General features: G+C 45.8%; 25 protein-coding genes. 13 read left to right on the top strand and 12 right to left on the bottom strand.

All coding sequences use genetic code 11. The features are described from left to right. The first annotated feature begins 5 nt into the window (after positions 1-5). The gene (gene rnc / locus IPP74_05450) at positions 6-701 is read left to right on the top strand and encodes a ribonuclease III (protein ID MBL0318720.1); all 696 of its coding nucleotides are present in this window, start codon (positions 6-8) and stop codon (positions 699-701) included. Then, positions 682-1,599: a GTPase Era gene (gene era / locus IPP74_05445; GenBank protein ID MBL0318719.1), complete on the top strand. Its 918-nt coding sequence runs from the start codon at positions 682-684 to the stop codon at positions 1,597-1,599. The genes rnc and era overlap by 20 nt, the downstream gene beginning before the upstream one ends. Positions 1,600-1,821: 222 nt before the next feature. Here era and IPP74_05440 read toward each other — a convergent pair whose 3' ends face one another. Together IPP74_05440 and IPP74_05435 are read right to left on the bottom strand one after the other, a co-directional pair. Continuing rightward, positions 1,822-4,158 carry an NADP-dependent malic enzyme gene (locus tag IPP74_05440; GenBank protein ID MBL0318718.1) on the bottom strand — a complete coding sequence of 779 codons (2,337 nt, stop codon included), beginning with the start codon at positions 4,156-4,158 and terminating at the stop codon, positions 1,822-1,824. A gap of 163 nt (positions 4,159-4,321) precedes the next feature. Next, the gene (locus tag IPP74_05435) at positions 4,322-4,924 is read right to left on the bottom strand and encodes a hypothetical protein (GenBank protein MBL0318717.1); all 603 of its coding nucleotides are present in this window, start codon (positions 4,922-4,924) and stop codon (positions 4,322-4,324) included. A gap of 165 nt (positions 4,925-5,089) precedes the next feature. On the opposite strand from IPP74_05435, the gene IPP74_05430 reads away from it, so the two are divergent. From IPP74_05430 to ribD, 5 genes are read left to right on the top strand one after another with little or no spacing between them, the layout of a single operon-like run. Next, positions 5,090-6,064 carry a type II secretion system protein gene (locus IPP74_05430; GenBank protein MBL0318716.1) on the top strand — a complete coding sequence of 325 codons (975 nt, stop codon included), beginning with the start codon at positions 5,090-5,092 and terminating at the stop codon, positions 6,062-6,064. 45 nt (positions 6,065-6,109) lie between these two features. Continuing rightward, the gene (gene rpiB, locus IPP74_05425) at positions 6,110-6,571 is read left to right on the top strand and encodes a ribose 5-phosphate isomerase B (protein MBL0318715.1); all 462 of its coding nucleotides are present in this window, start codon (positions 6,110-6,112) and stop codon (positions 6,569-6,571) included. After that, positions 6,568-7,845, top strand: a complete 1,278-nt coding sequence (locus IPP74_05420) for a serine hydroxymethyltransferase (GenBank protein ID MBL0318714.1) — start codon at positions 6,568-6,570, stop codon at positions 7,843-7,845. The genes rpiB and IPP74_05420 overlap by 4 nt, the downstream gene beginning before the upstream one ends. A 21-nt stretch (positions 7,846-7,866) precedes the next feature. Beyond that, positions 7,867-8,319 carry a transcriptional repressor NrdR gene (gene nrdR / locus IPP74_05415; GenBank protein ID MBL0318713.1) on the top strand — a complete coding sequence of 151 codons (453 nt, stop codon included), beginning with the start codon at positions 7,867-7,869 and terminating at the stop codon, positions 8,317-8,319. A 7-nt stretch (positions 8,320-8,326) separates the two neighbouring features. Further along, positions 8,327-9,466, top strand: a complete 1,140-nt coding sequence (gene ribD, locus IPP74_05410) for a bifunctional diaminohydroxyphosphoribosylaminopyrimidine deaminase/5-amino-6-(5-phosphoribosylamino)uracil reductase RibD (protein MBL0318712.1) — start codon at positions 8,327-8,329, stop codon at positions 9,464-9,466. On the opposite strand, the gene IPP74_05405 is transcribed toward ribD, so the two are convergent. Next, positions 9,436-9,813: a hypothetical protein gene (locus tag IPP74_05405; GenBank protein MBL0318711.1), complete on the bottom strand. Its 378-nt coding sequence runs from the start codon at positions 9,811-9,813 to the stop codon at positions 9,436-9,438. The two genes, ribD and IPP74_05405, sit on opposite strands and share 31 nt — an antisense overlap. A gap of 222 nt (positions 9,814-10,035) precedes the next feature. Here IPP74_05405 and IPP74_05400 point away from each other — a divergent pair, with 222 nt between their 5' ends. Next, complete coding sequence (locus IPP74_05400) at positions 10,036-10,533, top strand: hypothetical protein (GenBank protein ID MBL0318710.1); 498 nt, start codon at positions 10,036-10,038, stop codon at positions 10,531-10,533. Between the two features lie 37 nt (positions 10,534-10,570). Here IPP74_05400 and trmB read toward each other — a convergent pair whose 3' ends face one another. Further along, entirely contained in the window at positions 10,571-11,275 is a 705-nt protein-coding gene (trmB, locus tag IPP74_05395) for a tRNA (guanosine(46)-N7)-methyltransferase TrmB (protein MBL0318709.1), read from the bottom strand. 21 nt (positions 11,276-11,296) lie between these two features. Then, a complete protein-coding gene (locus IPP74_05390; protein ID MBL0318708.1) occupies positions 11,297-12,535 on the bottom strand; it encodes a methionine adenosyltransferase in 1,239 nt (412 codons plus the stop codon). Between the two features lie 311 nt (positions 12,536-12,846). On the opposite strand from IPP74_05390, the gene IPP74_05385 reads away from it, so the two are divergent. Next, positions 12,847-13,770 carry a response regulator gene (locus tag IPP74_05385; GenBank protein MBL0318707.1) on the top strand — a complete coding sequence of 308 codons (924 nt, stop codon included), beginning with the start codon at positions 12,847-12,849 and terminating at the stop codon, positions 13,768-13,770. A gap of 413 nt (positions 13,771-14,183) precedes the next feature. On the opposite strand, the gene lnt is transcribed toward IPP74_05385, so the two are convergent. From lnt to IPP74_05350, 7 genes are all read right to left on the bottom strand, one after another. Then, entirely contained in the window at positions 14,184-15,824 is a 1,641-nt protein-coding gene (lnt, locus tag IPP74_05380; protein MBL0318706.1) for an apolipoprotein N-acyltransferase, read from the bottom strand. After that, entirely contained in the window at positions 15,724-16,632 is a 909-nt protein-coding gene (locus IPP74_05375) for an HlyC/CorC family transporter (GenBank protein MBL0318705.1), read from the bottom strand. The genes lnt and IPP74_05375 overlap by 101 nt, the downstream gene beginning before the upstream one ends. Positions 16,633-16,652: 20 nt before the next feature. Then, complete coding sequence (gene ybeY, locus IPP74_05370) at positions 16,653-17,096, bottom strand: rRNA maturation RNase YbeY (protein MBL0318704.1); 444 nt, start codon at positions 17,094-17,096, stop codon at positions 16,653-16,655. Positions 17,097-17,190: 94 nt separating this feature from the next. Continuing rightward, positions 17,191-18,081 carry a PhoH family protein gene (locus IPP74_05365; GenBank protein ID MBL0318703.1) on the bottom strand — a complete coding sequence of 297 codons (891 nt, stop codon included), beginning with the start codon at positions 18,079-18,081 and terminating at the stop codon, positions 17,191-17,193. A gap of 134 nt (positions 18,082-18,215) precedes the next feature. After that, positions 18,216-19,622, bottom strand: a complete 1,407-nt coding sequence (gene miaB / locus IPP74_05360) for a tRNA (N6-isopentenyl adenosine(37)-C2)-methylthiotransferase MiaB (GenBank protein MBL0318702.1) — start codon at positions 19,620-19,622, stop codon at positions 18,216-18,218. Between the two features lie 24 nt (positions 19,623-19,646). Further along, positions 19,647-20,099, bottom strand: a complete 453-nt coding sequence (locus tag IPP74_05355) for a transcriptional repressor (protein ID MBL0318701.1) — start codon at positions 20,097-20,099, stop codon at positions 19,647-19,649. A gap of 83 nt (positions 20,100-20,182) precedes the next feature. After that, positions 20,183-20,653 (bottom strand): MucR family transcriptional regulator, encoded by a 471-nt coding sequence (locus tag IPP74_05350; protein ID MBL0318700.1) that lies wholly within the window; start codon positions 20,651-20,653, stop codon positions 20,183-20,185. Between the two features lie 210 nt (positions 20,654-20,863). Here IPP74_05350 and IPP74_05345 point away from each other — a divergent pair, with 210 nt between their 5' ends. From IPP74_05345 to fliP, 4 genes are all read left to right on the top strand, one after another. After that, on the top strand, positions 20,864-21,151 hold the full coding sequence (locus tag IPP74_05345; protein ID MBL0318699.1) for an EscU/YscU/HrcU family type III secretion system export apparatus switch protein: 288 nt from the start codon (positions 20,864-20,866) through the stop codon (positions 21,149-21,151). After that, complete coding sequence (locus tag IPP74_05340) at positions 21,148-21,504, top strand: hypothetical protein (protein MBL0318698.1); 357 nt, start codon at positions 21,148-21,150, stop codon at positions 21,502-21,504. The genes IPP74_05345 and IPP74_05340 overlap by 4 nt, the downstream gene beginning before the upstream one ends. 79 nt (positions 21,505-21,583) lie before the next feature. After that, the gene (locus IPP74_05335; protein ID MBL0318697.1) at positions 21,584-21,871 is read left to right on the top strand and encodes a flagellar biosynthetic protein FliO; all 288 of its coding nucleotides are present in this window, start codon (positions 21,584-21,586) and stop codon (positions 21,869-21,871) included. 11 nt (positions 21,872-21,882) lie between these two features. Then, the gene (gene fliP, locus IPP74_05330) at positions 21,883-22,689 is read left to right on the top strand and encodes a flagellar type III secretion system pore protein FliP (GenBank protein ID MBL0318696.1); all 807 of its coding nucleotides are present in this window, start codon (positions 21,883-21,885) and stop codon (positions 22,687-22,689) included. The last annotated feature ends 169 nt before the right edge of the window (positions 22,690-22,858 follow it).

Raw genomic sequence — 22,858 nt, 5'->3', positions numbered from 1 at the left:
ACCGCATGCTGGAAACTATTCAAAAACATCTGGGGTATACGTTCAAGGATTCAAGCTTATTGCAGGAATCCCTGACGCATCCCAGCTTGAAAGGGAAGGCAACGGAAGAAACCATTGTGGTGCATTATGAGCGTTTAGAGTTTCTGGGAGATGCGGTGCTTGGCTTGGTTATCGCCGAAAATTTGATCCGGCGCTACCCAGACGAAAATGAAGGTGGTTTGGCAAAGCGGCATTCAGCGCTCGTGTGTGGCGCAACCCTGGCTAGGATTGCCCAAGGGTTGGATGTCGGTAATTTTATCGTCATGACGCATGGTGAACGTATTTCCGGAGGCGAATCGAATAAAGCCAATCTGGAAGATGCGCTGGAAGCCATTATCGGTGCCATCTATCTTGATGGTGGATTAGAGCCGGCTAAAACATTTATTGAATTTCATTGGCAGCCATTGATGGATGTGATGATTGCCCCCCCGCGTGACCCTAAGACGGCACTTCAGGAGTGGGCACAAAAACGCGGAAAACCCATTCCGCAATATGTAATGATACACCAGGAAGGTCCGGCGCACGCTCCGGATTTTACCGTAGAAGTCAGAGTAGAAGGCATGAAATCGGTTCGTGCTAATGGAAGCTCAAAACGTCTGGCAGAGCGCGATGCAGCGGCTGCTTTATTAGGAATGATTGAACATGTCGACACACAACACTAATCCACCCGAAACGCGTTGCGGTTTTATTGCCTTGGTAGGCGCTCCCAATGTTGGTAAATCGACGATGGTGAATGCCATGATAGGCCAGAAAGTAACGATTGTTTCGCCTAAGCCGCAAACTACCCGTGCGATCATGATGGGTATTAAAATGGCTGGCCCAACGCAGCTAATTTTTGTGGATACTCCGGGTATTTTTAAACCAAGGCAGCGTTTAGAGCGTGCGATCGTTAAGGAGGCATGGCGTGGTTTTTATGAAGTCGACTACGTAGCGCTTGTGGTGGACGGCTCTAAAGGCATTTGTGGCGGAACCAGGCACGTGATTGAAGCACTGCAAAAGGAAAAACGCCCGGCGTGTGTGATTATCAATAAAGTCGATTTAATCAAAGCATCGGTGTTGTTGCCACTCAGCCAGGAATTATATGATACCAAATTATTTGAACAGGTATTCATGGTGTCGGCTATTCATGGTGATGGTGTGCAGGATGTGGTTAACTTTTTAAGCACCAAAGCACCCACAGGCCCGTGGCAATATCCTGAAAATGATTTCTCGTCAGCGCCCATTCAATTTCTTGCTGCTGAAATGACCCGTGAGCAAATTTACCTCGAAACCGAGCAGGAGCTTCCGTATTCAACCTGTATTGAAACCGAAGAATTTGAAGAAAAAGCCGACGGCAGCCTGTTAATCCGTCAGGTGATTTATGTATTGCGCGATGCCCAGAAAAAAATCATCATTGGTAAACATGGTTCTAAAATTAAACATATCAGCGAAACCGCCCGCAAAGAATTAGAATCCACCCTTAATCGCAAAGTGCATTTATTTCTACACGTAAAAGTAAAAGATAACTGGACTGAGCGTCCTGAGCATTATGATATGATGCAGTTGGATTTTCCTAAGTAACCTTGGTTTTTGAAAGGGAATTGCGTTTGTTACGCAACCGCTGCAACATCGTTGGCCTCTGTCGCGTAAGCACCTACAGACACTTCATGAAGCGGCACCACATGGGCAATCATCCCCATCATCGCGATACATAGGTCAGCAGACCAAACTAGCGTGGGACTGAGTGGTTTTAGGAACCAGTCGGAAACGGCTTAATCACTCCCGTCTTTTTGGCAGGCTCAATTATCCAACAACCTTGCGTATTCTGGCTTCGCTGATCGCACGCACTTGCTTTAAATGCCCTTGATCCATCGAGTTAACCGCCGCCAATGCCGCTAGGTTGAGAACATCCGATACCGATGAACCCATCTCAACGATTTGAACAGGTCGGCTTAAGCCAGTAAGAATAGGACCGATGACCACACCGCCCCCCAATTCCTGGATCAGCTTAAACGAAATGCTGGCTGAGTGCAGAGCTGGCATAATCAATACGTTAGCTGGTGCAGATAAACGGCAGAATGGGAAGAGTTTTTGCAAATCGCTATTCAGCGCCACATCGGCGGCCATTTCACCTTCATATTCAAAGTCAACGTCAAGTGTGTCCAAAATTTTAACTGCATCACGGATACGCTGCGCGGTTTCCTGCATCGGGTTACCAAAATTAGAAAAAGACAGCAGAGCTACACGTGGCTCATGGCCTAAATGACGCACTTCTTCTGCTACCTGTACAGCAATCTTGGCAAGACCAGAGGCAGATGGCACTTCTGTCACCGCCGTATCCGCAATAAAGACCGTACGGTCTTTGGTAATTACCTGACTGATCCCACACACGCGGTAATCTGGCTTAGGATCAATGACTAAACGAATTTCTTTAAGTGAATCGCTATAGCTGCGGGTAAGACCCGTAACCAACGCATCTCCATCACCACACGCCAGCATACATGCTGCAAAAATATTGCGGTCATTCTTAACCATCCGTACACAATCACGGCGCAAAAAGCCCTGGCGCTCAAGGCGCTCAGTGAGATAATCAATATAGATTTCGTTACGGGTTGATTCTTTCGCATTATGAATTTCAATGCCGGCAAGATCGGTCACGCCAAGCTTTTTAAATCCAGCCTCAACGCGATCGCGACGCCCAACTAACACCGGGATACCATAGCCATTAGCACGCCACTCAGAAGCCGTACGCAATACTGTTTCTTCCTCGCCTTCAGCAAAAATGATCTTGCGCGGATTGCTTAACAAGCGCTGGAATATGAGATTCATATTGTTAGCGGTTGGATTCAAACGCGCTTTGAGCTTGTTAACATAAGCATCCCAATCCGTAATTGGTTTTTTGGCCACGCCGGTATCAACCGCTGCTTTAGCAACAGCAACAGGAATCGTATAAATCAAACGCGGATCAAACGGTGTTGGAATAATATATTCTGGACCATATTCCATTTTGCGCCCTGCATAAGCAGCCGATACTTCATCGGATACCGGCTCTCTTGCCAGCCCAGCCAACGCACGAGCGGCCGCAATTTTCATTTCCTGGTTAATTTCTTTTGCGCGGACATCCAAAGCTCCCCGGAAAATATAGGGGAAACCCATGACATTATTAACCTGGTTATTATAGTCGGAACGGCCGGTTGCAATAATCGCGTCATCCCTTACTTCCAATACTTCTTCAGGTGTGATTTCTGGATTTGGGTTGGCCATAGCAAAAATGATAGGATTTTCAGCCATGGTTTTGACCATCTCTTTGGTTACGGCCCCTTTAACGGACAATCCCAAAAATACATCAGCTCCTACAAGGGCTTCTGCCAGGCTTCTGGTTTCGGTTTCAACGGCGTGTGCCGATTTCCACTGGTTCATTCCACTAGTACGACCCTGGTAAATAACGCCCTGGCTATCACACAGAATTACATTTTCATGTTTAACGCCGATGGCTTTCATTAATTCAATACAGGCAATTGACGCCGCACCGGCGCCGTTTGCCACAACCTTGATATCTTCAATTTTACGGCCAGTGATATCAAGCGCGTTTAATAAACCCGCAACTGAAATAATCGCTGTTCCATGTTGATCATCATGGAACACCGGAATATCCATAATTTCTTTAAGACGTTGTTCAATGATAAAGCACTCAGGCGCTTTAATATCTTCGAGGTTAATACCGCCCCAGGTTGGGCCAAGATATTTGACCGCATTAATAAATTCTTCTGGGTCTTCGGTTGCTACTTCAAGGTCGATTCCGTCAATATCGGCAAAACGTTTAAACAAAACCGCCTTACCTTCCATGACTGGCTTAGAGGCTAACGCTCCCAAATTACCAAGACCCAGCACTGCGGTACCATTCGAAATAACAGCTACCAGATTACCTTTGGATGTGTAGCGATATGCGTCTTCAGGATTTTTATGAATATCAAGACACGGTTCCGCAACCCCAGGAGAATAAGCCAATGACAATTCTTTTTGGGTTGTCAGCGGTTTGGTTGGTGTAATTTCGATCTTACCGGGCTTTCCTTCTTCGTGGAAACGTAAGGCTTCTTCGCGGGTAACTTTTGCGTTTTGGTTTGCATTGGCACTTGTCATAGTATTCCTTTATCATACCTGTAAAATAATGGCGAAAACCTATCACAGTTTGGCTGCAAAATAAAGCTTTATGTACGGTGTCTGTTCCGGTTTTCAGAAACATAAACACGCTTATCGTGTGTGGATTTATCCAAATAACAACGTCAGGGGCCCCTCTAAAGCATCAATAGGTTACCGCCAGCCGTTTTTGCACTTTTCCCACAAGTTCTGGATAGTGTCTTTTTATGTATGCGGATGCCTCGCCAAGACGGTCATCTACTTTAATAGATAAGGCATATCCCGAATAGAGCGGGTAAACTAATCCCACATAAATGACCTCCCCCTTTTTTACTCGAATAGTAGCGATACGTGGCTGACCAGCGTGATCCAAACCATGTTCCATCGTGTATAGGCCATGATCAGATTTCAAATGATTTAATGTGCGAAGGTTCTCTTCCTGGTCGCCACCTCTTATATAAGCCTGTTGCTGGTCTGTTTGATAATAGGTAACGTGCTCCAGATAATACTCACCTTCTGGTACCTGCAATACACATATGGGCGCCAACTCCGGCGATCGACATGGGGTCCTAAATGCCTGATCACCCGAGCTGCCCTTGCGAATCCAGAGCATCTTTCCCTGAGGAGCTTGCATTACGATCACGGCATTTCCACCGGATAAACCATTATTTTCTTGATCATAATCGGATGAATAATGATAGTTTTTCTCAGCTACACAACCCACCAAGAAAAACAGACCTACCACAAAAAACAGACATAATTTGGTCATAACCCTCTCGATTCAGCACCTTTAAGGCGGGAAGCATTACGCTTTATATAAAAGAAACCACACCCAACACCCCGTTCTCACTCATTTTACACCCTCCTTCAATAAATGTTAACTTCTGTTTTGCTATGATGGTTTAATAAGCTTAAAAATTGTGTTTAGGGCTATATGAAAATTTTTAAAACCACATCTCACGCGTCCGCGTTGGAACACGCAAGAAAACCGAGCATTCTAGGTTTTTCGTTAGTAGAGCTCTCCATCGTCCTAAGCATCATCGCTGTCATTGCCGGCGGAGCCCTGACAGTAGGGGCTGCACGCACCAAAGCAGCCAAGTACGAACAAACAGCAAAAAAAATGGAAATCATCGAAAAGGCCGTGGCCTCCTATCTGGCGATCCGCGGGAAAGTTCCATGCCCCGCCATTGGTTCTACTGCCCAAACCGTTTCTACGTTTGGCTTTGAATCGGATACAGCCTCCGATCCTGATCATTGCACAGGGGTTCCACAAGACGGCAATGCCTGGGTGGGCGTGGTTCCTGTCAGAACTCTCCTGTTGCCCGATGAATTTATGTTTGATGGCTGGGGAAGGCGCATCACCTACGCGGTTGATGACCGTTTTGTCAGCAAATGTGCATTATCAACCAGCACAACATGCTTTAGAACCTCCAATCCCGAACCAACTCCCGACACATTTGGTGATGCTTTGGTTGTTCGGTCTACCTTTACCGACACCACGAATATACGCACTAATAAAGCCATTTTTGTGTTGGTAAGCCACGGTGAAAATGGGCATGGGGCCTGGTTAAGGACCGGTGGAAGCCAGCTTGATGCGGGATCTACCGATGTCGATGAATGGGCCAATTCTCACCGCGTGGTTGCTGAAGGCGGAACCCCAGACAGGATTTTTGTACAGAAAGCACGCAATGAAACCTTTGACGACCTAATACGCTACAAAACAAAGTGGCAACTAGTCAGGGAAGCCGGAGCCGTAATCGACGATGAAGAATGTATCATCGCCGACAAAGTGGTCGCAACGGGATCGACCGACAGCCCAACCAATATTTGCAATGGTTCTGCCGTTACTGACTGCATTGCTAAAGTAAGCAAATTGGCCGCCAAAGTCCAAGGATTGTGCTTGCAGTAATCTTCATTCAGTGTATCCTAGCCGCGTAATCTGGAAAATTTGATCATGCGGCAAGCAATAGCCATAAGCGGAGACCATGCAGGTTTCCAATTAAAACAACAGCTTAAATCTTTCGTAACAGACTTAGGATACCAAGTTCTGGATTTTGGGCCCTTTTCGGAAGAATCGGTCGATTATCCCGATATGGTAATCCCAGTTGCCGATGCTATTGCTACGGGAAAAGCCACCGCAGCTATACTTATCTGCGGTAGTGGTATCGGGATCAGTATTGCAGCAAATCGTTTTCAGTTTATCAGAGCTGCCTTGTGCCACAATGCCCTGACGGCCAAACTTGCGCGTCAACATAATGATGCTAATGTTCTGGCGCTCGGCGCACGGATTATCGATGTGCAAACCGCTAAGGATTGTGTAGAAACATTTCTTTCCACAGCATTTGAAGGCGGACGACACGAACTCCGTGTTCAAAAATTATCACATTTACCCCCTCAATCAGGAGAATCATTATGACCAACGTTTTGAAAGCCTTTTTTTCAACCTCCCTTGACAAAGCTGACCCCAGCATCAATGACGCAATCGAACACGAGCTTGCGCGTCAGCAGCAACAGGTCGAATTAATCGCCTCCGAAAATATTGCCAGCCGTGCTGTTATTGAAGCTCAAGGCACGATCCTTACCAATAAATATGCTGAAGGCTATCCAGGTAAACGTTATTATGGCGGTTGTGAAAATGTTGATGTGATAGAGCAATTAGCTATTGATCGCGCCAAACAGGTATTTAACTGCCGTTATGCGAATGTGCAGCCCCATTCTGGCTCACAGGCTAACCAGGGGGTCTTCAATGCCCTCTTGCAACCCCATGATGTTATTTTGGGGCTCTCCCTGGATTCAGGAGGTCACCTTACCCATGGCGCTAAAGTCAATCAATCAGGCAAATGGTTCGATGCCAAACAATATGGTGTGCGTCGTGATAATGGTTTGATTGATTATGATCAAGTGCAAGAATTGGCAACCACCCATCAGCCCAAAATGCTGATTGCCGGTTGGTCTGCCTACCCACGTACCGTTGATTTTAAACGTCTGCGCGAAATAGCCGACAGTGTTGGAGCCTATTTTATGGTGGATATGGCGCATTTTGCTGGATTGGTTGCCGGTGGCGTTTACCCAGATCCACTGCCGCATGCCCATGTTGTCACCACCACCACACACAAAACATTGCGTGGCCCTCGCGGTGGTATGATTTTAAGCAATGACGAAGACCTTGGCAAAAAATTTAATTCATCCATTTTCCCAGGGATTCAAGGTGGACCATTAATGCACGTGATTGCCGCTAAAGCTGTTTGTTTTGGAGAAGCATTGAAGCCTGAATTTAAAGACTATGCCAAACAAGTGGTTGCGAATGCAAAAATCCTCGCTGAAACCCTGCATTCACGGGGCGTTGATATTGTCACGGGTGGAACCGATAACCACGTTGTCCTGGTTGACCTCAGACCTAAGGGCCTCACAGGTAAACAAGCTGAAAACAGCCTGGAGCGTGCCAACCTCACCTGCAACAAAAATGCGATCCCTTATGATCCGCAACCCCCCTTTGTGACGTCGGGCGTTCGCCTGGGTACTCCAGCAGGAACCACGCGCGGCTTTAAAGAAGAACAATTTAAACTCATTGGAAATTTAATTGGTGATGTTTTGGACGGCCTTGCGCAAAACCCTGATCATAATCAGGCTGCTGAGCAACAAGCAAAGGCACAGGTTCTTGAACTCTGCAAAGAATTTCCTATTTACTAATACCTGATTCCAGGGTTCGTTATGCGCTGCCCAAGCTGTCATTGTGATGATACTCAAGTGAAGGATTCGCGTCCTTCTGATGATAAATTGACAATCAGACGGCGGCGCTTTTGCCTCCAATGTGATTATCGTTTTACAACCATTGAGCGTGTGTTAACCCGATTATTTAACGTGGTTAAAAAAACAGGGGAACGCAGGCCTTTTGATCGAAACAAGATCATGCAGTCCATTTTGTTGGCTGTTCGCAAACGGTCTGTCAGTGCTGAACAGGTCGAAGCCATTGTGAATGATATTGTCCAGCAGCTTGAAAGCACGGGTGAATCCGATGTTTCAACCGCCCTTATCGGAGCCAAGGTGATGGAAGCGCTTTCTACCCTTGACCCCATTGCCTATATCCGTTTCGCTTCTGTTTATAAAGATTTTCAGGAAACAACCGACTTTGAAGGGTTTATCAAAGAAATTGAGCCAAAGTAGCATGTCTGTGTCTGCATTTACAACCCAAGAAGCCGATATCCACCATATGCGCCATGCTTTATCACTGGCAATGCGGCATACGGGGCAAACACATCCTAATCCTGCGGTGGGATGCGTTATTGTGAGCGACCATCTGATTGTAGGGAGAGGTTATACAGGTAAGGGAGGTAGGCCTCATGCCGAAACCCAGGCACTTGAACAGGCTGGACCTCGTGCCAAAGGCGCAACGGCTTATATCACATTAGAACCCTGCGCACATCAAGGTAATACGCCACCCTGCACACAGGCCTTAATCAACGCGGGCATTACTAGGGCTGTTATTGCCGTCACAGATCCCGATCCACGTGTGTGTGGAAAAGGGATAGAACAACTCAAAGACGCGGGTATCGATGTTTTGCTCCATGTCCTCAGAGAGGAGGCCATTCACATCAACAAAGGCTTCTTTATCCGCACCCTTAAACATCGTCCCCGCATAACCCTCAAATGCGCATCCAGTCTGGATGGTAAAGTAGCAACCATCAACGGACAGAGCCAGTGGATTACGTCGGCTGATGCACGGTATGCGTCCCATCTGCTGCGCAGGGAAGCGGATGCTATTATGGTTGGCGTAAACACGCTTATCCGCGACAATCCGCAACTCACTTGCCGCTTGCGGGGTATGGAATCCCGTTCGCCATTACGTATTATCGTAGACAGCCATTTGAAAACGCCCGCAAGCGCCTATGCGATACAAACATCGGATCAATATCCCACCATCCTTGCCCATGTTGAAGGGGCAACAAGCCCTTCACTTGCAGCATTTACCGAGCTGAACTATATTTCCACCCGCCCCACCGCATCCCTTCAGGTTGACCTGCCTTCGTTACTTGAAACATTAGCCAACGAGCGTGGCATTAATCATCTCCTGGTTGAAGGCGGTCCATTGGTTGCTTCATCGTTTTTGAAGCTGGGTTTAGTTGATGATATTATCTGGTTTCATGGCCCACTAATTATGGGTAATGACGGTCTTCCTTCCGTCACTGACCTAGGTTTGCCTTCGCTTAACGACACCCATCATTGGCGTCTTATCAACCAAACCAGGTTTGGGAATGATACGATGTGCCGTTATGCTAATATTTATATGGACTCGTTATTTTCATCCTTATGAGCACTGGTAGCTTTAGGCGCATCCGGCGCTGAAGCGGTTGGGGTGGCTTTGGTTGTTGCGAGATCTTTAAACACGTCCTCAACATTGTAGGCCTTTTGCTCTTTACCTTCGAGATCGATAATCGTATGTAAGTGGGAATTCACTTTGGTGACTTCTTCCTTTAAGTCATCAATGTGTAAATCTTTCAACATCTCATGATAACCATCGGTAAATTCCCTCTGTACGGCTATTAACTTAGCTTTAAACACGCGAAAAGCCCGGATAACTCCAGGCAATTCCTTAGGACCAATAAATATAATGGCAACTAAGGCGATCAATCCAAATTCTGAAAAAGAAATGCCAAACATGGGGTTGCAGCCAATAAAATGAGTTGTTTTACCCTCTCATCTTACTCCGGATTTAGTTAAAATCCACCACCATGATTATAAGAATCGCTCCGACATTTCGAATGTCGAAGAATATCACCTAACTTTTTCATCGCAATTGTTAAACATTATTAAAAATAAAATTCTTGAATCCTATAGTCAGATCGATTATACCGTCACCGATGTTTTTAAATGGGAATAGTTATGAAACAAGTACTGAGACCTTTGCAGAGGATGCTTCCTCCTACCACCACGTCGAAGCCAACCATTTTTTCTCAACCGAACAATCCCGTTTTGGTGATAAATAGTAGGTTTCATTCGAACAAAATACAGGCGGTCACTCTATGGGATACAGCGTTCTTCAAACAATCTGAGGACCAAATTAAACGTATTCAAGAAAACAGACTACATAAGGCATGCCCTGATGCACTTTCGGCAGCAACAGAGAAACTCCAAGCTGTTAATAAAGAGCTGGAGCAGTTGGACGTGAGGAAAGCGGACCTTCTGGAGGCCAAAAGCTTCTTGACTTCACTCCTTGAGTCCTATACTCCCATTCATTCTGATGCAGCGTATCTGGCAAAAGGCAGTTCCGTTGCGCAGGCAGAAGAAAAACTTCAAGCGATTAAAGAGAAATCTCCACAATCATTCATTGAATTAGTGAGCCGCGACTCAAACAATAAGAGCGTTGTTGTAAACAAATAAACTGCTCTGGCGATTCTCCTCAGCACGGAGAATCGCCCTAGTTCATCTTGCGAGCAAACCTCAAATAGATGGCCCCGCGTCCCTGCTCATGGGCTTTTTGTTGATAACGCGTTTGAATCCAGTCTGACGGAGGGGTCAGCCAGTCGTTTTTACTTTCAGCCATCCAGGTAAATCCCGTGTGGGTCGTCATGTGGAAAATAATCCACTGTGCATATTCCTGATGATCCGTAGCAATACGCAATTCAGCGCCAGGCTTCATTTTCTGTGCCAGCAAATCCAGGAACGTATGCTGAATGAGCCGTCGCTTTTCATGGCGCTTCTTGGGCCAGGGATCGGGGAATAGAATAAACACTCGACCGAGTGACTCATTTTCAATCCGCTCAAGGATAAGCCGGGCATCATCACTGGAAGCCCTGATATTCTGATAGTTAAATTTCTCCACCAAAACTAAAAATGCAGAGATACCATTCACATAGGTTTCGCATCCCACAAATCCAATATCTGGATGATTATATGCCTGACCGAGCATATGCTCACCTTTGCCAAGACCAATTTCAAACCAGATATCCTTAACCGGCGTTTGAAACCAATGAAACGGATTTTCAAGCGATGGTCCTGGTAACGCAGGAGGCACGGCCAAGGATGAATAGAATCCACCCATCACTTCCTTTTGTTCAGGAGTCAGCGGCCTGCCTTTTCTTCGACCAAACGAAGACAGCCATTTGGGCGGTTGTTTTTCCATACGCATTATCAAATTCTAATCTTAAACAACTAACGCTTTAGCAGGATGATTGCTAGTGGTTGATTTAAGATGGAATTCCTGTCTCAAGGCATCGACCAAATCGGTTTTTTCCCAGGTAAATCCACCTTCTGTTTCGGGGTCACGACCAAAATGCCCGTAAGACGCCGTCTTTTGATAGATAGGTTGATTGAGCTTTAAATGGGTACGGATGCCACGCGGGGTAAGATCCATCAACGCATTCAACACTTCTGCCAGACGATCATCACTGATTTTGCTAGTACCATGAGTGCTCAGATAGAATGACACCGGTTTAGCAACGCCAATGGCATAGGATAATTGAATCAAACACTCTTCGGCAAGCCCCGAAGCCACGACATTTTTAGCCAGGTAACGCGCTGCATACGCTGCGGAACGATCGACTTTGGTAGGGTCTTTTCCAGAAAAACAACCGCCACCATGGGGCGCAGCGCCACCGTAGGTATCAACAATAATTTTCCGTCCGGTCAAACCAGTATCGCCATCAGGACCGCCAATCACAAATTTACCGGTTGGATTGATCATATATTCGGTACCGACTAACCATTCTTTTGGAAGCGACGCTTCAATGTAAGGAATGATCATATCACGCACTTGTTGTTGGGTTACACCTTCGACATGTTGCGATGAAATCAAAACGGTTTTAGCGCGAACCGGTTTACCCTCGACATATTCAAGCGAGACCTGGCTTTTAGCATCAGGACCAAGCAAGGGCAATTTACCAGCTTTGCGGTCAACCTGGAGGCGGCGCAGCACATCATGCGAATAATGGATGGCTGCTGGCATAAAAATATTTCCGCTGGTGTTTATTTCGTTGGTAGCATAACCAAACATAATTCCCTGGTCACCCGCGCCTTCATCTTTGGTGCCGCTAGCATCAACGCCTTGGGCAATGTCAGCTGATTGCTGATGCACATAGACATCCACCTTTGCTTTTTGCCAATGGAAGCCTTCCTGTTCGTAGCCGATATCTTTGATGACACGGCGCGCAGTTTCTTCAATGACTTGTTTATTAACAGACTCTGGTCCCCTGGACTCACCGGCAATAACAACCTGGTTAGTGGTTACCAGCACCTCAACCGCAGAGCGGGACTGAGGGTCTGCCGCCAAAAAGGTATCGAGTACGGCATCTGAAATTTGATCGCAAATTTTATCGGGATGGCCATCGGCAACCGACTCACTGGTGAAAATGTGATGACGGCGTTTTTTAAATGAAAAGGACACGAAAGATACCTAGCTTAATTGAACCAAATAATGAAAATTCCGTGGGTGATCATACAGTGAAACCGCATGTAATTCAACCATTTCATGGCATGAGCCTTTTGTTTAACAACAATAAGTTTCCTTAAAACCTGGTTAATAAGTCGCTCTACCCCAGCATTACAATCCTTATTCTGTTACAATCAAGCTCAATAAAATGAAGGCCTGATAGAGAAAATTCACCCAAACGTCAAAATGCTATTGTATATATTGCAAATTTGTGATTAAATAGTTAACTGCTTCCTGTTAGAGAAGAGATAAGAAAAGGAGTCATTATGGTAGCCAATCGTTCATTTGCAGATCTCAATATCATGGTTGTAGACGATGATGACGACACCCGTTATATCGCCCATCAGCTACTCAAGAAGGCTTGTGGCTTTGAGCATATTCGAGAATTCACCGAAGGACGCTCCGCTTTGGATCATCTGATGGAACACCCAACGGATGTTGATATTATTTTTATGGACCGCATGATGCCACGTATGACTGGGTTGGAATTTTGTCAGGAGCTTCGTAAAACACCGCAATTCTCGCATGTTGACATCATTGTCCAAACGGGCAAGACCGCCTGGTTTGAGATTGATGAAATCCTTGAATCGCAGCCTGACTATCTCATCAGGAAGCCGTTTTTACAAGAGCAGCTTACTCCCTATTTTGCCGAAGCTGGCAAGCGCGCCTTACGCCGCCGAACCTTTACAGAAGCGCTTACCGGCAAAGCCGACATCATGCCCCCACAGCTCTTAACCTTTGAAGCAAGAACAATCGCCGAAGCACCCGCCATCGCCATTCAACTAGCTCGGTATTTTCCGCGTCCACTGCACGTGGTGGAAGCCATATACGAACTGATCGTTAATGGGATAGAGCACGGAAATCTTGACATGGGTTTCAGTCTTAAACGATCACTACTCAATGCAAACACCTATGAGCAGTGCCTCAGACAAAAGGAACAAGAGGCGCAGCATCAGCACAAAACGGTGACCATCCATCTTCACCAAGCCAACAACACACTTTTTCTTACCCTTCAGGATCAAGGCAATGGCTTTAATCATGCGCCTTATCACACCCTAACCCGCTACTTACTGGTCGAGCCCTTCGGCCGCGGTATTATTAAGGCGCATCGTGCATTTGATACGGTCGAGTATCAAGGCGCCGGCAATCGGGTTATGTGTTCGTATAGATGCTCGAGTGGAAGCGTATAGGCCTACACGAGAAGGATTTTCATGCTGACTCCAGCAGACACTCATCCGCGGTTGGTATCGACCCATTCATAAGTATCATTCATAATGCGTGAACTCGATTATATAAATATGATTCTATAAATATAATGCATATACTAAATAAGTATTGATGTGTATCATCCTATGAACAGGCCACACTCTACAAAGAGTAAGTAAATTTCCTAAATAGTGTTGTGAAAAAGGCACCTGTTTTCAGGTGCCTTTTTTAATGACAGTGTGTTTAGTTCAAGAACCTGTATTAATGTCTAAATTGATTTCATTGAGCGCCGGAGGGAGGCGCCTAAACAAATAGGAAAGAATAATAGCCTTGCTTTTACCGCCTCGGCCTTAGGTTAAATCCGACCTGAGCAGAACAAAAAAAATCAATCTGTTAGTCACCTATTTTTGCCAACGTAATAGGCACACACCAACAACAAGACGCTCAATAACCCATAGAACTTATCACCAAACCGTGCATAGAGTGTGGGTGCAAGGGCATTGGGCAGGGAGGCATTGATAATGCCTGTTTTATTTAACCCAAGTGACGCACGAATACGGCCATAAGCATCGAAGACGCCGCTTATCCCTGAATTGGCTACCCTGACCAACGGCAGGCCTTGTTCGATCGCCCGCACCCTGACCATGTGGAAATGCTGATAAGGACCGCTACTTGTGCCAAACCAGGCATCATTCGTAATGTTGACCAACCATGAAGGACGCAGATCTTTATTGACGCTTTCCTGTGGGAAAATACCTTCATAACAGACTAACCCCGAAAAAGGTGGCGTGTTGGGAACGCTAATGGTTTTAGGGCCGGTTCCAATTTCAAAATCGCCCATGCCATGGGTAATTTTATCGATAAAGGGTAATAACGCACGCATCGGCACATATTCACCAAAAGGCACCAGGTGGGTTTTATCGTAATGCCCCTCGACTTCTCCTGTGCCATTGAGAACAAACATCGTGTTCCATAATTTATCCTGGCTCTCGGTGGCTCCAGAAATTAGGCGGATACCTCCCGTAATCAAATGCACGTTGTCTGGCAGAGCCCCGGCGATAATTTCATGGAGTGGACTATATTGATTCAAGACAAAAGGTACGGCCGTTTCTGACCAGATGAGATGTGTGATTTTCTCACTCCCGGGCAGATTACTCATGCGCAAATGCTTTTCCACAATTCCCAGCCGCATTTGCGAATCCCATTTGATATTTTGTGGAATATTGCCCTGAACTAAACGCAAATGGATGCTGGGGGTATTCCCCGTATTGGAATGCATCAATCTGACCATGCCAACACCTGTTAGACATGCAAGCGTGACAACGCCAAATACCGCAGGTACCCACATTCTTTTAGGAAGCGAAAGCAGGGCATAAGCCGGCAATGCGTAAGCGCATAAAGCCAGTAGGCCGAGGCCATGAATGCCAACCCATGCCGCCCCCTGCAACATAACCACATGAAAGCCAAGGCTATAACCTAGCAGATTCCACGGAAATCCTGTGAACAGATACGTGCGCCCGTACTCTAGTGCTGTATAAAAAACAATAAACAATAACACCGGATCATGTAACCAGCGCCGTGCATAGTGCACCAATAGGCACGCGACAGCCGGAAAGATCGCGATAAAAGCGGGCACTCCCAAAACCGAAAAAGGAACCATCCACGCAAATTTATCTGCTTCCTGCAATAGCGCATAAGCGGTCCAATAAAGGCCAAAGACAAAAAACCCCCATCCCCACCACCAACCAATCCACCAGGCCTGCCTTAAACAGCTTGCGTTGGCCAGATAATAGATGACCACCGGAATGGTGATAAACCAGATGGGAAAAAAGAAAATGGGAGCTAGTCCCAAAACGCTCAGCCCCCCCAAGAGGAAGAGGAGCGATTTTTGTTTCCAGCCCTGCAGCGATAAAACGGCAGCCAGTATCTGCCTTAATTTATGCCTGATCCGAGGATTCTGATTCTGATTCAGATTTTGATTCTGAATCGGTGTAATTGGATTTGTTTGCGAGTAGGTGGATTTTGATTTTTTTGACACGGCGTGGATCTGCTTCTAGCACCTCAAAAATAATTCCTGACGGGTGGGAAATTTCCTCACCATTCTTGGGAACATACCCCAATTTATGGAAAATGTAACCACCGAGTGTGTCAAATTCTTCCATTTCGTTAGCAACAATGGTTGAGCCGGTTTCCTTTTCAAATGTTTCAACTTCAACCCTACCACTGGCAAGCCAGGTGCTTTCATTGAGACGCTGCAACAGAATTTCGTCATCAGTGTCGTGTTCATCTTCGATTTCACCGACAATTTCTTCCATGATATCTTCAATGGTAACCATGCCATCAATGCCACCATATTCATCCAGCACCAAAGCCATGTGTATCCGTTTCAAACGCATTTTAAGTAATAAATCAACCAGCTTGATCGATGGCGACACAAACAAAATATCCCGCAATATATGCTGGATGTAGAAATTTTTATGTGTCCCCAAATAAGGAAGCACATCTTTGGTGTGAATAAACCCTTTGACGTTGTCGAGACTCTCTTCATAAACAGGAATGCGTGTATGTTCACTGGTAATGAGGCATTCGCGCAATTCATCCAGGGTGGTATGTTTTTCAACAGCGATAATATCGCTGCGGGGAACCATCACATCATTGGCTCGCAAATCCCTAAACTCAATGACATTGCGCAGCATAAATTGCTCCTGCACACTTAAGTTAGCGTGACCGGTCTCATCACTGGCACCAATTTGATCTTCCGCCTGCGCGTATTTATTCCTGGAAAATAATCGGCGAAACCATGATCGCAATTCTGCTGTGTTTCGTTTTTCCCTGTATCGTCTCATAAAGCTATCCTAATTCCCTTTTATGCACCCAGCTCTTCATAGGGGTTTGCAATCCCCTGGCTTTGAAGAATCTGTATTTCTAAATTTTCCATGATTTCAGCTTCGTCATTGTCTTCGTGATCATACCCAAGTAAATGCAAAAGCCCGTGAATAACCAGATGATGGATATGGTCCGTCAGGGTTTTTCCTTCTTCTTTGGCTTCCTTATCGATGGTTTCATAAGCAAGGATAATATCCCCCAGCATTGAGATGCCTTCAACGCTTTCTGGCAGCACATACTCCAATGGGTTTAATGGCTCCTGCGGAAACGACAAGACATTGGTGGGTTTATCCTGCTTGCGGTACGATGCATTTAATCCTTGAATCATAGGGTCGTTGGCTAGCACAACCGCCACCTCAACCACGCTGTCAGGATTTTTTTCTAAATAAGGTTTCAGCTGCGGTATCGCAAAGGCCTGCTGCATGATATGTACCACATCATGTTCAAGATTTGGAATGGTCAACCACGCCGGGTGCAGGGGGTGAATAAGGATATGCACCCTCTCACTACACAATGGATCACTTGTCATAGGCCCGTATAATTTTTGTTAACAAAGGATGTCGGATTATATCCTTCTCTGAGAATTCAACAACCCCTATTTCATCTAAATGCTTTAATCGTTCCACTGCATCACGTAGACCACTGGTAATGCCGCGTTCTAAATCCACTTGTGATAAATCACCGACCACCACCATTTTAGAGCCTTCACCTAAGCGGGTGAGGAACATTTTCATTTGCGTAGGCGTTGTGTTTTGTGCCTCATCAAGAATCACGATCGAACGGGTTAATGTTCGGCCCCGCATAAAAGCCAGTGGGGCAATTTCAATCATGCCTTTTTCGAGATAGCGAGCAATATCATCCGCGCCTAGCATATCGTGCAGGGCATCATAAAGAGGCTGTAGATAGGGGTCAATTTTGTCTCGTAAATCACCAGGAAGAAATCCCAATTTTTCACCGGCTTCTACTGCAGGACGCGATAACACGATTCGCTCCACCTCATGTTTCAATAACAACGCAACCGCAACCGCAACCGCCAAATAGGTTTTACCCGTTCCAGCAGGGCCAGTAGCAAACACCATATCTTTGGTTCTTAATTCGGAAATATATTTACGCTGCTGTTCGGTATAGTGCCTGATTTGTCGCTTACGTGTCGTTAACACCGGCTCATTGGTTAAGGTTTCACTGGTATCGCTGGTTGAAATTTCCATAGTAAGACGCACCATTGCTTCTACCTCTTTTAGACTAATGGTTTGATGACGTTGGAGCGTTCTATAGAGGGAAACCAATACCTCCCTGGCAATCACTATTTTTTGGTCATCGCCTTGGATAGAAATCGTGTTCCCGCGTGAAGAGATAGACACTCCCATGAGCTTCTCGATTCGGCTTAAATTGGCGTTATTTTCTCCCATCAGTTGCCCAAGCAACTCGGAACTATCGAACGAAACGTGTATAATACCTTCACTCAATGCCAGATCCCCTGTTTTTCGTTGACCTACATTTTCCGTTTATGCATTCTTCATCGTTTAAGTTTAGGCCACGTTTGCTAAATTTGTGTAAATATATTTTCAACCAATTTACCTTCGAGGCTATTTGCACCGGCACTGACCAGTTCAACCTCGCAAATGCGGTTCATTATTTCTTTGTCGGTTTTTACATGTACCGACTGCAGATACGGTGTTTTACCAATCACTTGCCCTGGATGCTTACCTTTTTTGAAGAAAAGCACCGGCATCGTTTTGCCTACGGAGGCCTGGTTAAACGCCAATTGCTGTTGCCGCAGTAATTGCTGCATCCGCTCCAACCGGTTGGATTTAACGTCTTCTGGAACCTGGTTCTCCATTTCAGCCCCAGGGGTTCCTGGACGCTGACTGTATTTGAACGAATAAGCCTGGGCAAACCCAACCGTTTTGATCAATTCCATGGTTTCTTCAAAATGCGCTTCTGTTTCACCAGGAAAGCCAACGATAAAATCAGACGAAAATTGAATATCTGGATTGTCTTTCCTTAGCCTTTCAATGTGCTTAAGAAAAAATTCGGCAGTGTGCTGGCGGTTCATCGCTTTGAGGATCGTATCCGATCCCGACTGGACCGGCAAATGGACAAACGGCATTAACTTATCTATCTCGGCATGGGCTGCAAACAGGCTGTCGTGCATATCGCGCGGATGGGAGGTTGAATAACGGATACGCTCTAACCCCTCAATCTTGGCAATGTGACGGATTAACACTCCCAAATCCCAAATTGTACCATCAGGTCCCTCACCGTGAAAGGCATTCACATTTTGCCCAAGCAGGGTGATTTCTTTTGCACCGTGTGCGACATACGCCAAGGCTTCACGGTAAATATCCGACACCGGGCGCGAATACTCGGCACCACGCGTATAGGGAACCACACAAAAAGTACAGAATTTATCACAGCCTTCCTGGATCGATAAAAACGCCGAGATGGGCGATTCAGAAATATCCGGCAACGCATCAAATTTAGACATTTCCGGAAATTCAAGGTCAACCAATTTACCTTTGCGGCGCACTTCGCCAATCATTTTGGGCAGATTCTGATAGGATTGTGGGCCCACCACAATATCCACAAACGGAGCGCGACGAAAAATTTCTTCACCTTCTGCTTGCCCTACACAGCCAGCCACAGCAATAATCATTTCATGGCCGAGTTTTGCGCGCGCTTCTTTCGCCATACGAATGCGGCCAAGCTCCGCATAGACTTTCTCGGATGCTTTTTCACGGATATGACAGGTATTGAGGATAACCATATCGGCATCACTGAATAAATATTTATCCTGCTCTGTTTCATCCTGCTCGCATGCCTGGATGGCGGGGGTAATCAATTCAAACCCCAACGGCTTGAGTGAATCAAGCATTCTCCCAGAATCATAAACATTCATCTGACAGCCATAGGTTTTAATATATAATTTCTTACTCAATGCATTCTCCATTTATCTGAATACTTGACATAAACCTTATTTTTTCTTTTCAGATTCAAGTAAGGGCACGGCATACAGTTCCAGGCGGTGATCCACCAATCGGAAGCCTAAATCGTAGGCGATTCTTTCTTTAAGGCGTTCTATTTCTTCATTATAGAACTCCAAAACAGTCCCCGAACGAATATCGATCAAATGGTCGTGATGCCCGTCTTGAACGGTTTCATAACGGGAGCGGCCATCGCCAAAATCGTGACGGTCAATAATGCCTTCATCTTCCAGTGTACGCAAGGTTCGATAAACAGTAGCAATGCTATTCAATTTAGGGTTGATGGCGCTAGCCCGACGATGGACTTCCTCTACATCAGGATGATCCGTAGCGTCTGACAACACTTTAACAATAATACGGCGTTGTTCGGTAAGTTTAATCCCTTTTTCCAAACATTTTTTTTCTAGTTCGGAAAGAGGACCACGCTTGTTTGCTATTGTCATATATTACCTTGTACCATACGAAAAGGGCATCTCCAAAAAATTTCAGAGATGCCCTTACTTATATCAGCAATCACGCCAACAGTCTATGCATTCTCAAATGCATCAATACGGACGGTAGATGCTTTTCTAGCACCACGGCGATGGGCACGGTGGCCAAGGCCGATGTCTTTTGCCAATTGGCTTCTTCTTTCAGCATAGCGTGGAGCAACCATTGGGTAATCCGCTGGAAGACCCCATTTTTTGCGGTATTCTTCCGGTGTCATGTTGTAATTGGTGCGAAGATAACGCTTAAGCATTTTCATTTTCTTGCCGTCTTCTAAACAAACAATGTAATCCTCATGTATAGATTGATCAATTAAATCACTTACTTCTTGTGGGGTGCGAAGGGTGGTGAAACCAATGCCGCTTGACCAGTCAAGGCTCTTGAATCCGCCATAAACATTCTTAATGAGTTCAGGTAAATCGGAAGGAATCACATGATTGTGAGAAACATAAGAAGCAACCAGCGTTGCTGTGCATTCCAATAGCACGTTAGCGTCAATATTGTTGACCATAAAATATCCTTATTAATACTAAAAAAATAACCTAATTTAAGTAATATGCTAATTATAGCATGACTTCCCCTAATGAAACTGTAGTTTTAAAAAAAATGCAACAAAAAAATCGGACTTAGCTAAAAAAGTTTCTTTTTTTGGTATATCCAGTTGAAATTTAAACATTTTTTCACTACCATCAATTGGGCGAATTTAATTCAATTCCAGGTTATGAGCATTAAAAAGTCAAAAAAACCCCTCCATGTCGTGGCCCTTTCCTATGAACAAGGCAAGGACCATGCGCCACGTATTATTGCTAAAGGCCAGGGTGAATTAGCCGAGAAAATCTTGTCGATTGCTAAGGAACATCGCATTCCTGTTCATCACGATACGTCACTGGCCGAAATCCTTTCTGCGTTTGAATTAGATGCGTTTATTCCTCTTGAGGCATATCATGCCGTTGCCCAGATATTGTCCTATATTTATCGCAACCATCCACCTGTGAGTATTGCCTTATGACACTTGTTATACCTGATACGCTCAAACAAACAGCCGATCTTCTGGTTGAACAATTCCAGGAATTGATTACCACCGTTATGCTGTTACGGCAAAACCCAATTGGCAATGAAATTGATGATCAGGCAACTATACTTGAAGAAAAGATGAAGCAATTCAAAAATAATATTAACAAGGGCGATATGACGGCTGCCCGCGACATCATGAAAGAAACTGTTGAATTATGTTATAGTTTTCGCGATGCTATCAAAACCGAAATTGACCGCATCAACCAGTCGCAAAAGCGCAGAGTGCTTACCGCATTCATATTCCAAGCGAATTGGTTGAGCAGGACTAATGAGGTAACCGATCCTTAAACATGAGTTGGGAACGTCTGTCATGGATGATTGGGGTCATCATTGCAGCATAAGCGAATAACGAGGAAAGAGGCCACCGATGATTGATCCCTTCATGATGCTACGCGTAGTGATTGCACTGCTGTTTGTGCTCAGCCTCATTGGCATCGTCTTTGTGTTACTCAGGCGCCATCAATCTGGCTCCTGGGTATCGATAAAAAAACCCCGGCGTATCCGCCTGGTCGAATCACTGATGCTCGACAATAAGCACCGCGCCATTTTACTGGAAAGGGATCAGTGCCGTTATTTTATTCTCCTGGGCGGAGCCAAACCAATTGTGCTTGATCAGGAATCAACCCGTCTTGATACACACGATTCGCAAGCATGATGAGTATGGCTATGACTTTATTTTCCTCCCATTCCCGCGCCGCCCTGAGCCGTTATCATGGTTTGGCTGGTGTATGCGCCCTTATAGCTCTGGTTGCCCTTGTAACCACCCTTATGTTCGCGCCACACCCGGCCTGTGCCCAGGCTTTATCCGTTGATTTGGGGGGTGATGCCAATAGCGGCAGTGTTACCGGCAAGATTTTACAGATGGTCCTTCTGGTTGGGGTATTAAGCCTGGCTCCTTCGCTGCTGGTCATGGTCACCTCTTTCACCCGTATCATTGTGGTGCTCTCTTTCCTGCGCAGTGCCTTGGGTTTGCAGCAAACCCCGCCAACCCCGGTATTGGTAAGCCTGGCGTTATTTTTAACCGGCTTTATCATGATGAATACGTTTGAACAAGCCTATAAAGACGGCATTGCCCCCTTAATGCGTGAAGAAATCAAAGAAGACGTTGCCATGGAACGCACCGCTAAGCCATTCCAGCATTTTATGCTAAGCCAGGTACGCGAGAAAGATTTGGGCCTGTTTATGGACCTGGGTAAAATCCCCCCCCCAACCAAAGCCGAAGACACCCCCTACCGTGCCTTGGTCCCTGCGTTTATGATCAGCGAGCTGCGCCGTTCGTTTGAAATAGGCTTTCTCATTTTTCTTCCCTTCCTGATGATCGACATGCTCGTTTCCTCTACCTTGATGGCCATGGGTATGATGATGCTTCCACCGGTGATGATTTCACTACCGTTTAAGTTGATTTTCTTTGTGATGATCGACGGCTGGTATTTGATCTGCGGGAGTTTGGTTAAGAGCTTTGGGGCGGTTTGAGATCATCGTACGAGCAACTACATCAGTCCAAACAAACCAGATACAGAGTGCGTCTAGGGCCTCCCCCTACTTATGTGTGAGCCCATTTTGAGGGAGCATTCCACTATTGGCCGGCGAGTCAGGGATTAAAACTTCTGGCTTGCCAGCCTTATAGCGGATGACGTGATCT

This window comes from Alphaproteobacteria bacterium, assembly GCA_016722515.1.
Taxonomy (GTDB): Bacteria; Pseudomonadota; Alphaproteobacteria; order Rickettsiales; family JADKJE01; genus JADKJE01.
The sequence above is the reverse complement of the archived record's forward strand: the minus strand, read 5'-3'. Positions and strand labels throughout refer to the sequence as shown.

Excerpts from the sequence above, each read along its gene's own strand:
- ybeY (MBL0318704.1), bottom strand. The coding sequence starts at position 17,096 with ATGCAGCAGGCCTTTGCGATACCGCAGCTGAAACCTTATTTAGAAAAA.
- miaB (MBL0318702.1), bottom strand. The coding sequence starts at position 19,622 with ATGGAGAATGCATTGAGTAAGAAATTATATATTAAAACCTATGGCTGT.
- IPP74_05440 (MBL0318718.1), bottom strand. The coding sequence starts at position 4,158 with ATGACAAGTGCCAATGCAAACCAAAACGCAAAAGTTACCCGCGAAGAA.
- rpiB (MBL0318715.1), top strand. The coding sequence starts at position 6,110 with ATGCGGCAAGCAATAGCCATAAGCGGAGACCATGCAGGTTTCCAATTA.
- IPP74_05435 (MBL0318717.1), bottom strand. The coding sequence starts at position 4,924 with ATGACCAAATTATGTCTGTTTTTTGTGGTAGGTCTGTTTTTCTTGGTG.
- IPP74_05420 (MBL0318714.1), top strand. The coding sequence starts at position 6,568 with ATGACCAACGTTTTGAAAGCCTTTTTTTCAACCTCCCTTGACAAAGCT.
- IPP74_05405 (MBL0318711.1), bottom strand. The coding sequence starts at position 9,813 with ATGTTTGGCATTTCTTTTTCAGAATTTGGATTGATCGCCTTAGTTGCC.
- IPP74_05400 (MBL0318710.1), top strand. The coding sequence starts at position 10,036 with ATGAAACAAGTACTGAGACCTTTGCAGAGGATGCTTCCTCCTACCACC.
- IPP74_05375 (MBL0318705.1), bottom strand. The coding sequence starts at position 16,632 with ATGAGACGATACAGGGAAAAACGAAACACAGCAGAATTGCGATCATGG.
- IPP74_05385 (MBL0318707.1), top strand. The coding sequence starts at position 12,847 with ATGGTAGCCAATCGTTCATTTGCAGATCTCAATATCATGGTTGTAGAC.
- fliP (MBL0318696.1), top strand. The coding sequence starts at position 21,883 with ATGACTTTATTTTCCTCCCATTCCCGCGCCGCCCTGAGCCGTTATCAT.
- rnc (MBL0318720.1), top strand. The coding sequence starts at position 6 with ATGCTGGAAACTATTCAAAAACATCTGGGGTATACGTTCAAGGATTCA.
- IPP74_05340 (MBL0318698.1), top strand. The coding sequence starts at position 21,148 with ATGACACTTGTTATACCTGATACGCTCAAACAAACAGCCGATCTTCTG.
- nrdR (MBL0318713.1), top strand. The coding sequence starts at position 7,867 with ATGCGCTGCCCAAGCTGTCATTGTGATGATACTCAAGTGAAGGATTCG.
- IPP74_05335 (MBL0318697.1), top strand. The coding sequence starts at position 21,584 with ATGATTGATCCCTTCATGATGCTACGCGTAGTGATTGCACTGCTGTTT.
- IPP74_05350 (MBL0318700.1), bottom strand. The coding sequence starts at position 20,653 with ATGGTCAACAATATTGACGCTAACGTGCTATTGGAATGCACAGCAACG.
- IPP74_05355 (MBL0318701.1), bottom strand. The coding sequence starts at position 20,099 with ATGACAATAGCAAACAAGCGTGGTCCTCTTTCCGAACTAGAAAAAAAA.
- IPP74_05365 (MBL0318703.1), bottom strand. The coding sequence starts at position 18,081 with ATGGGAGAAAATAACGCCAATTTAAGCCGAATCGAGAAGCTCATGGGA.
- trmB (MBL0318709.1), bottom strand. The coding sequence starts at position 11,275 with ATGGAAAAACAACCGCCCAAATGGCTGTCTTCGTTTGGTCGAAGAAAA.
- IPP74_05345 (MBL0318699.1), top strand. The coding sequence starts at position 20,864 with ATGAGCATTAAAAAGTCAAAAAAACCCCTCCATGTCGTGGCCCTTTCC.
- IPP74_05430 (MBL0318716.1), top strand. The coding sequence starts at position 5,090 with ATGAAAATTTTTAAAACCACATCTCACGCGTCCGCGTTGGAACACGCA.
- era (MBL0318719.1), top strand. The coding sequence starts at position 682 with ATGTCGACACACAACACTAATCCACCCGAAACGCGTTGCGGTTTTATT.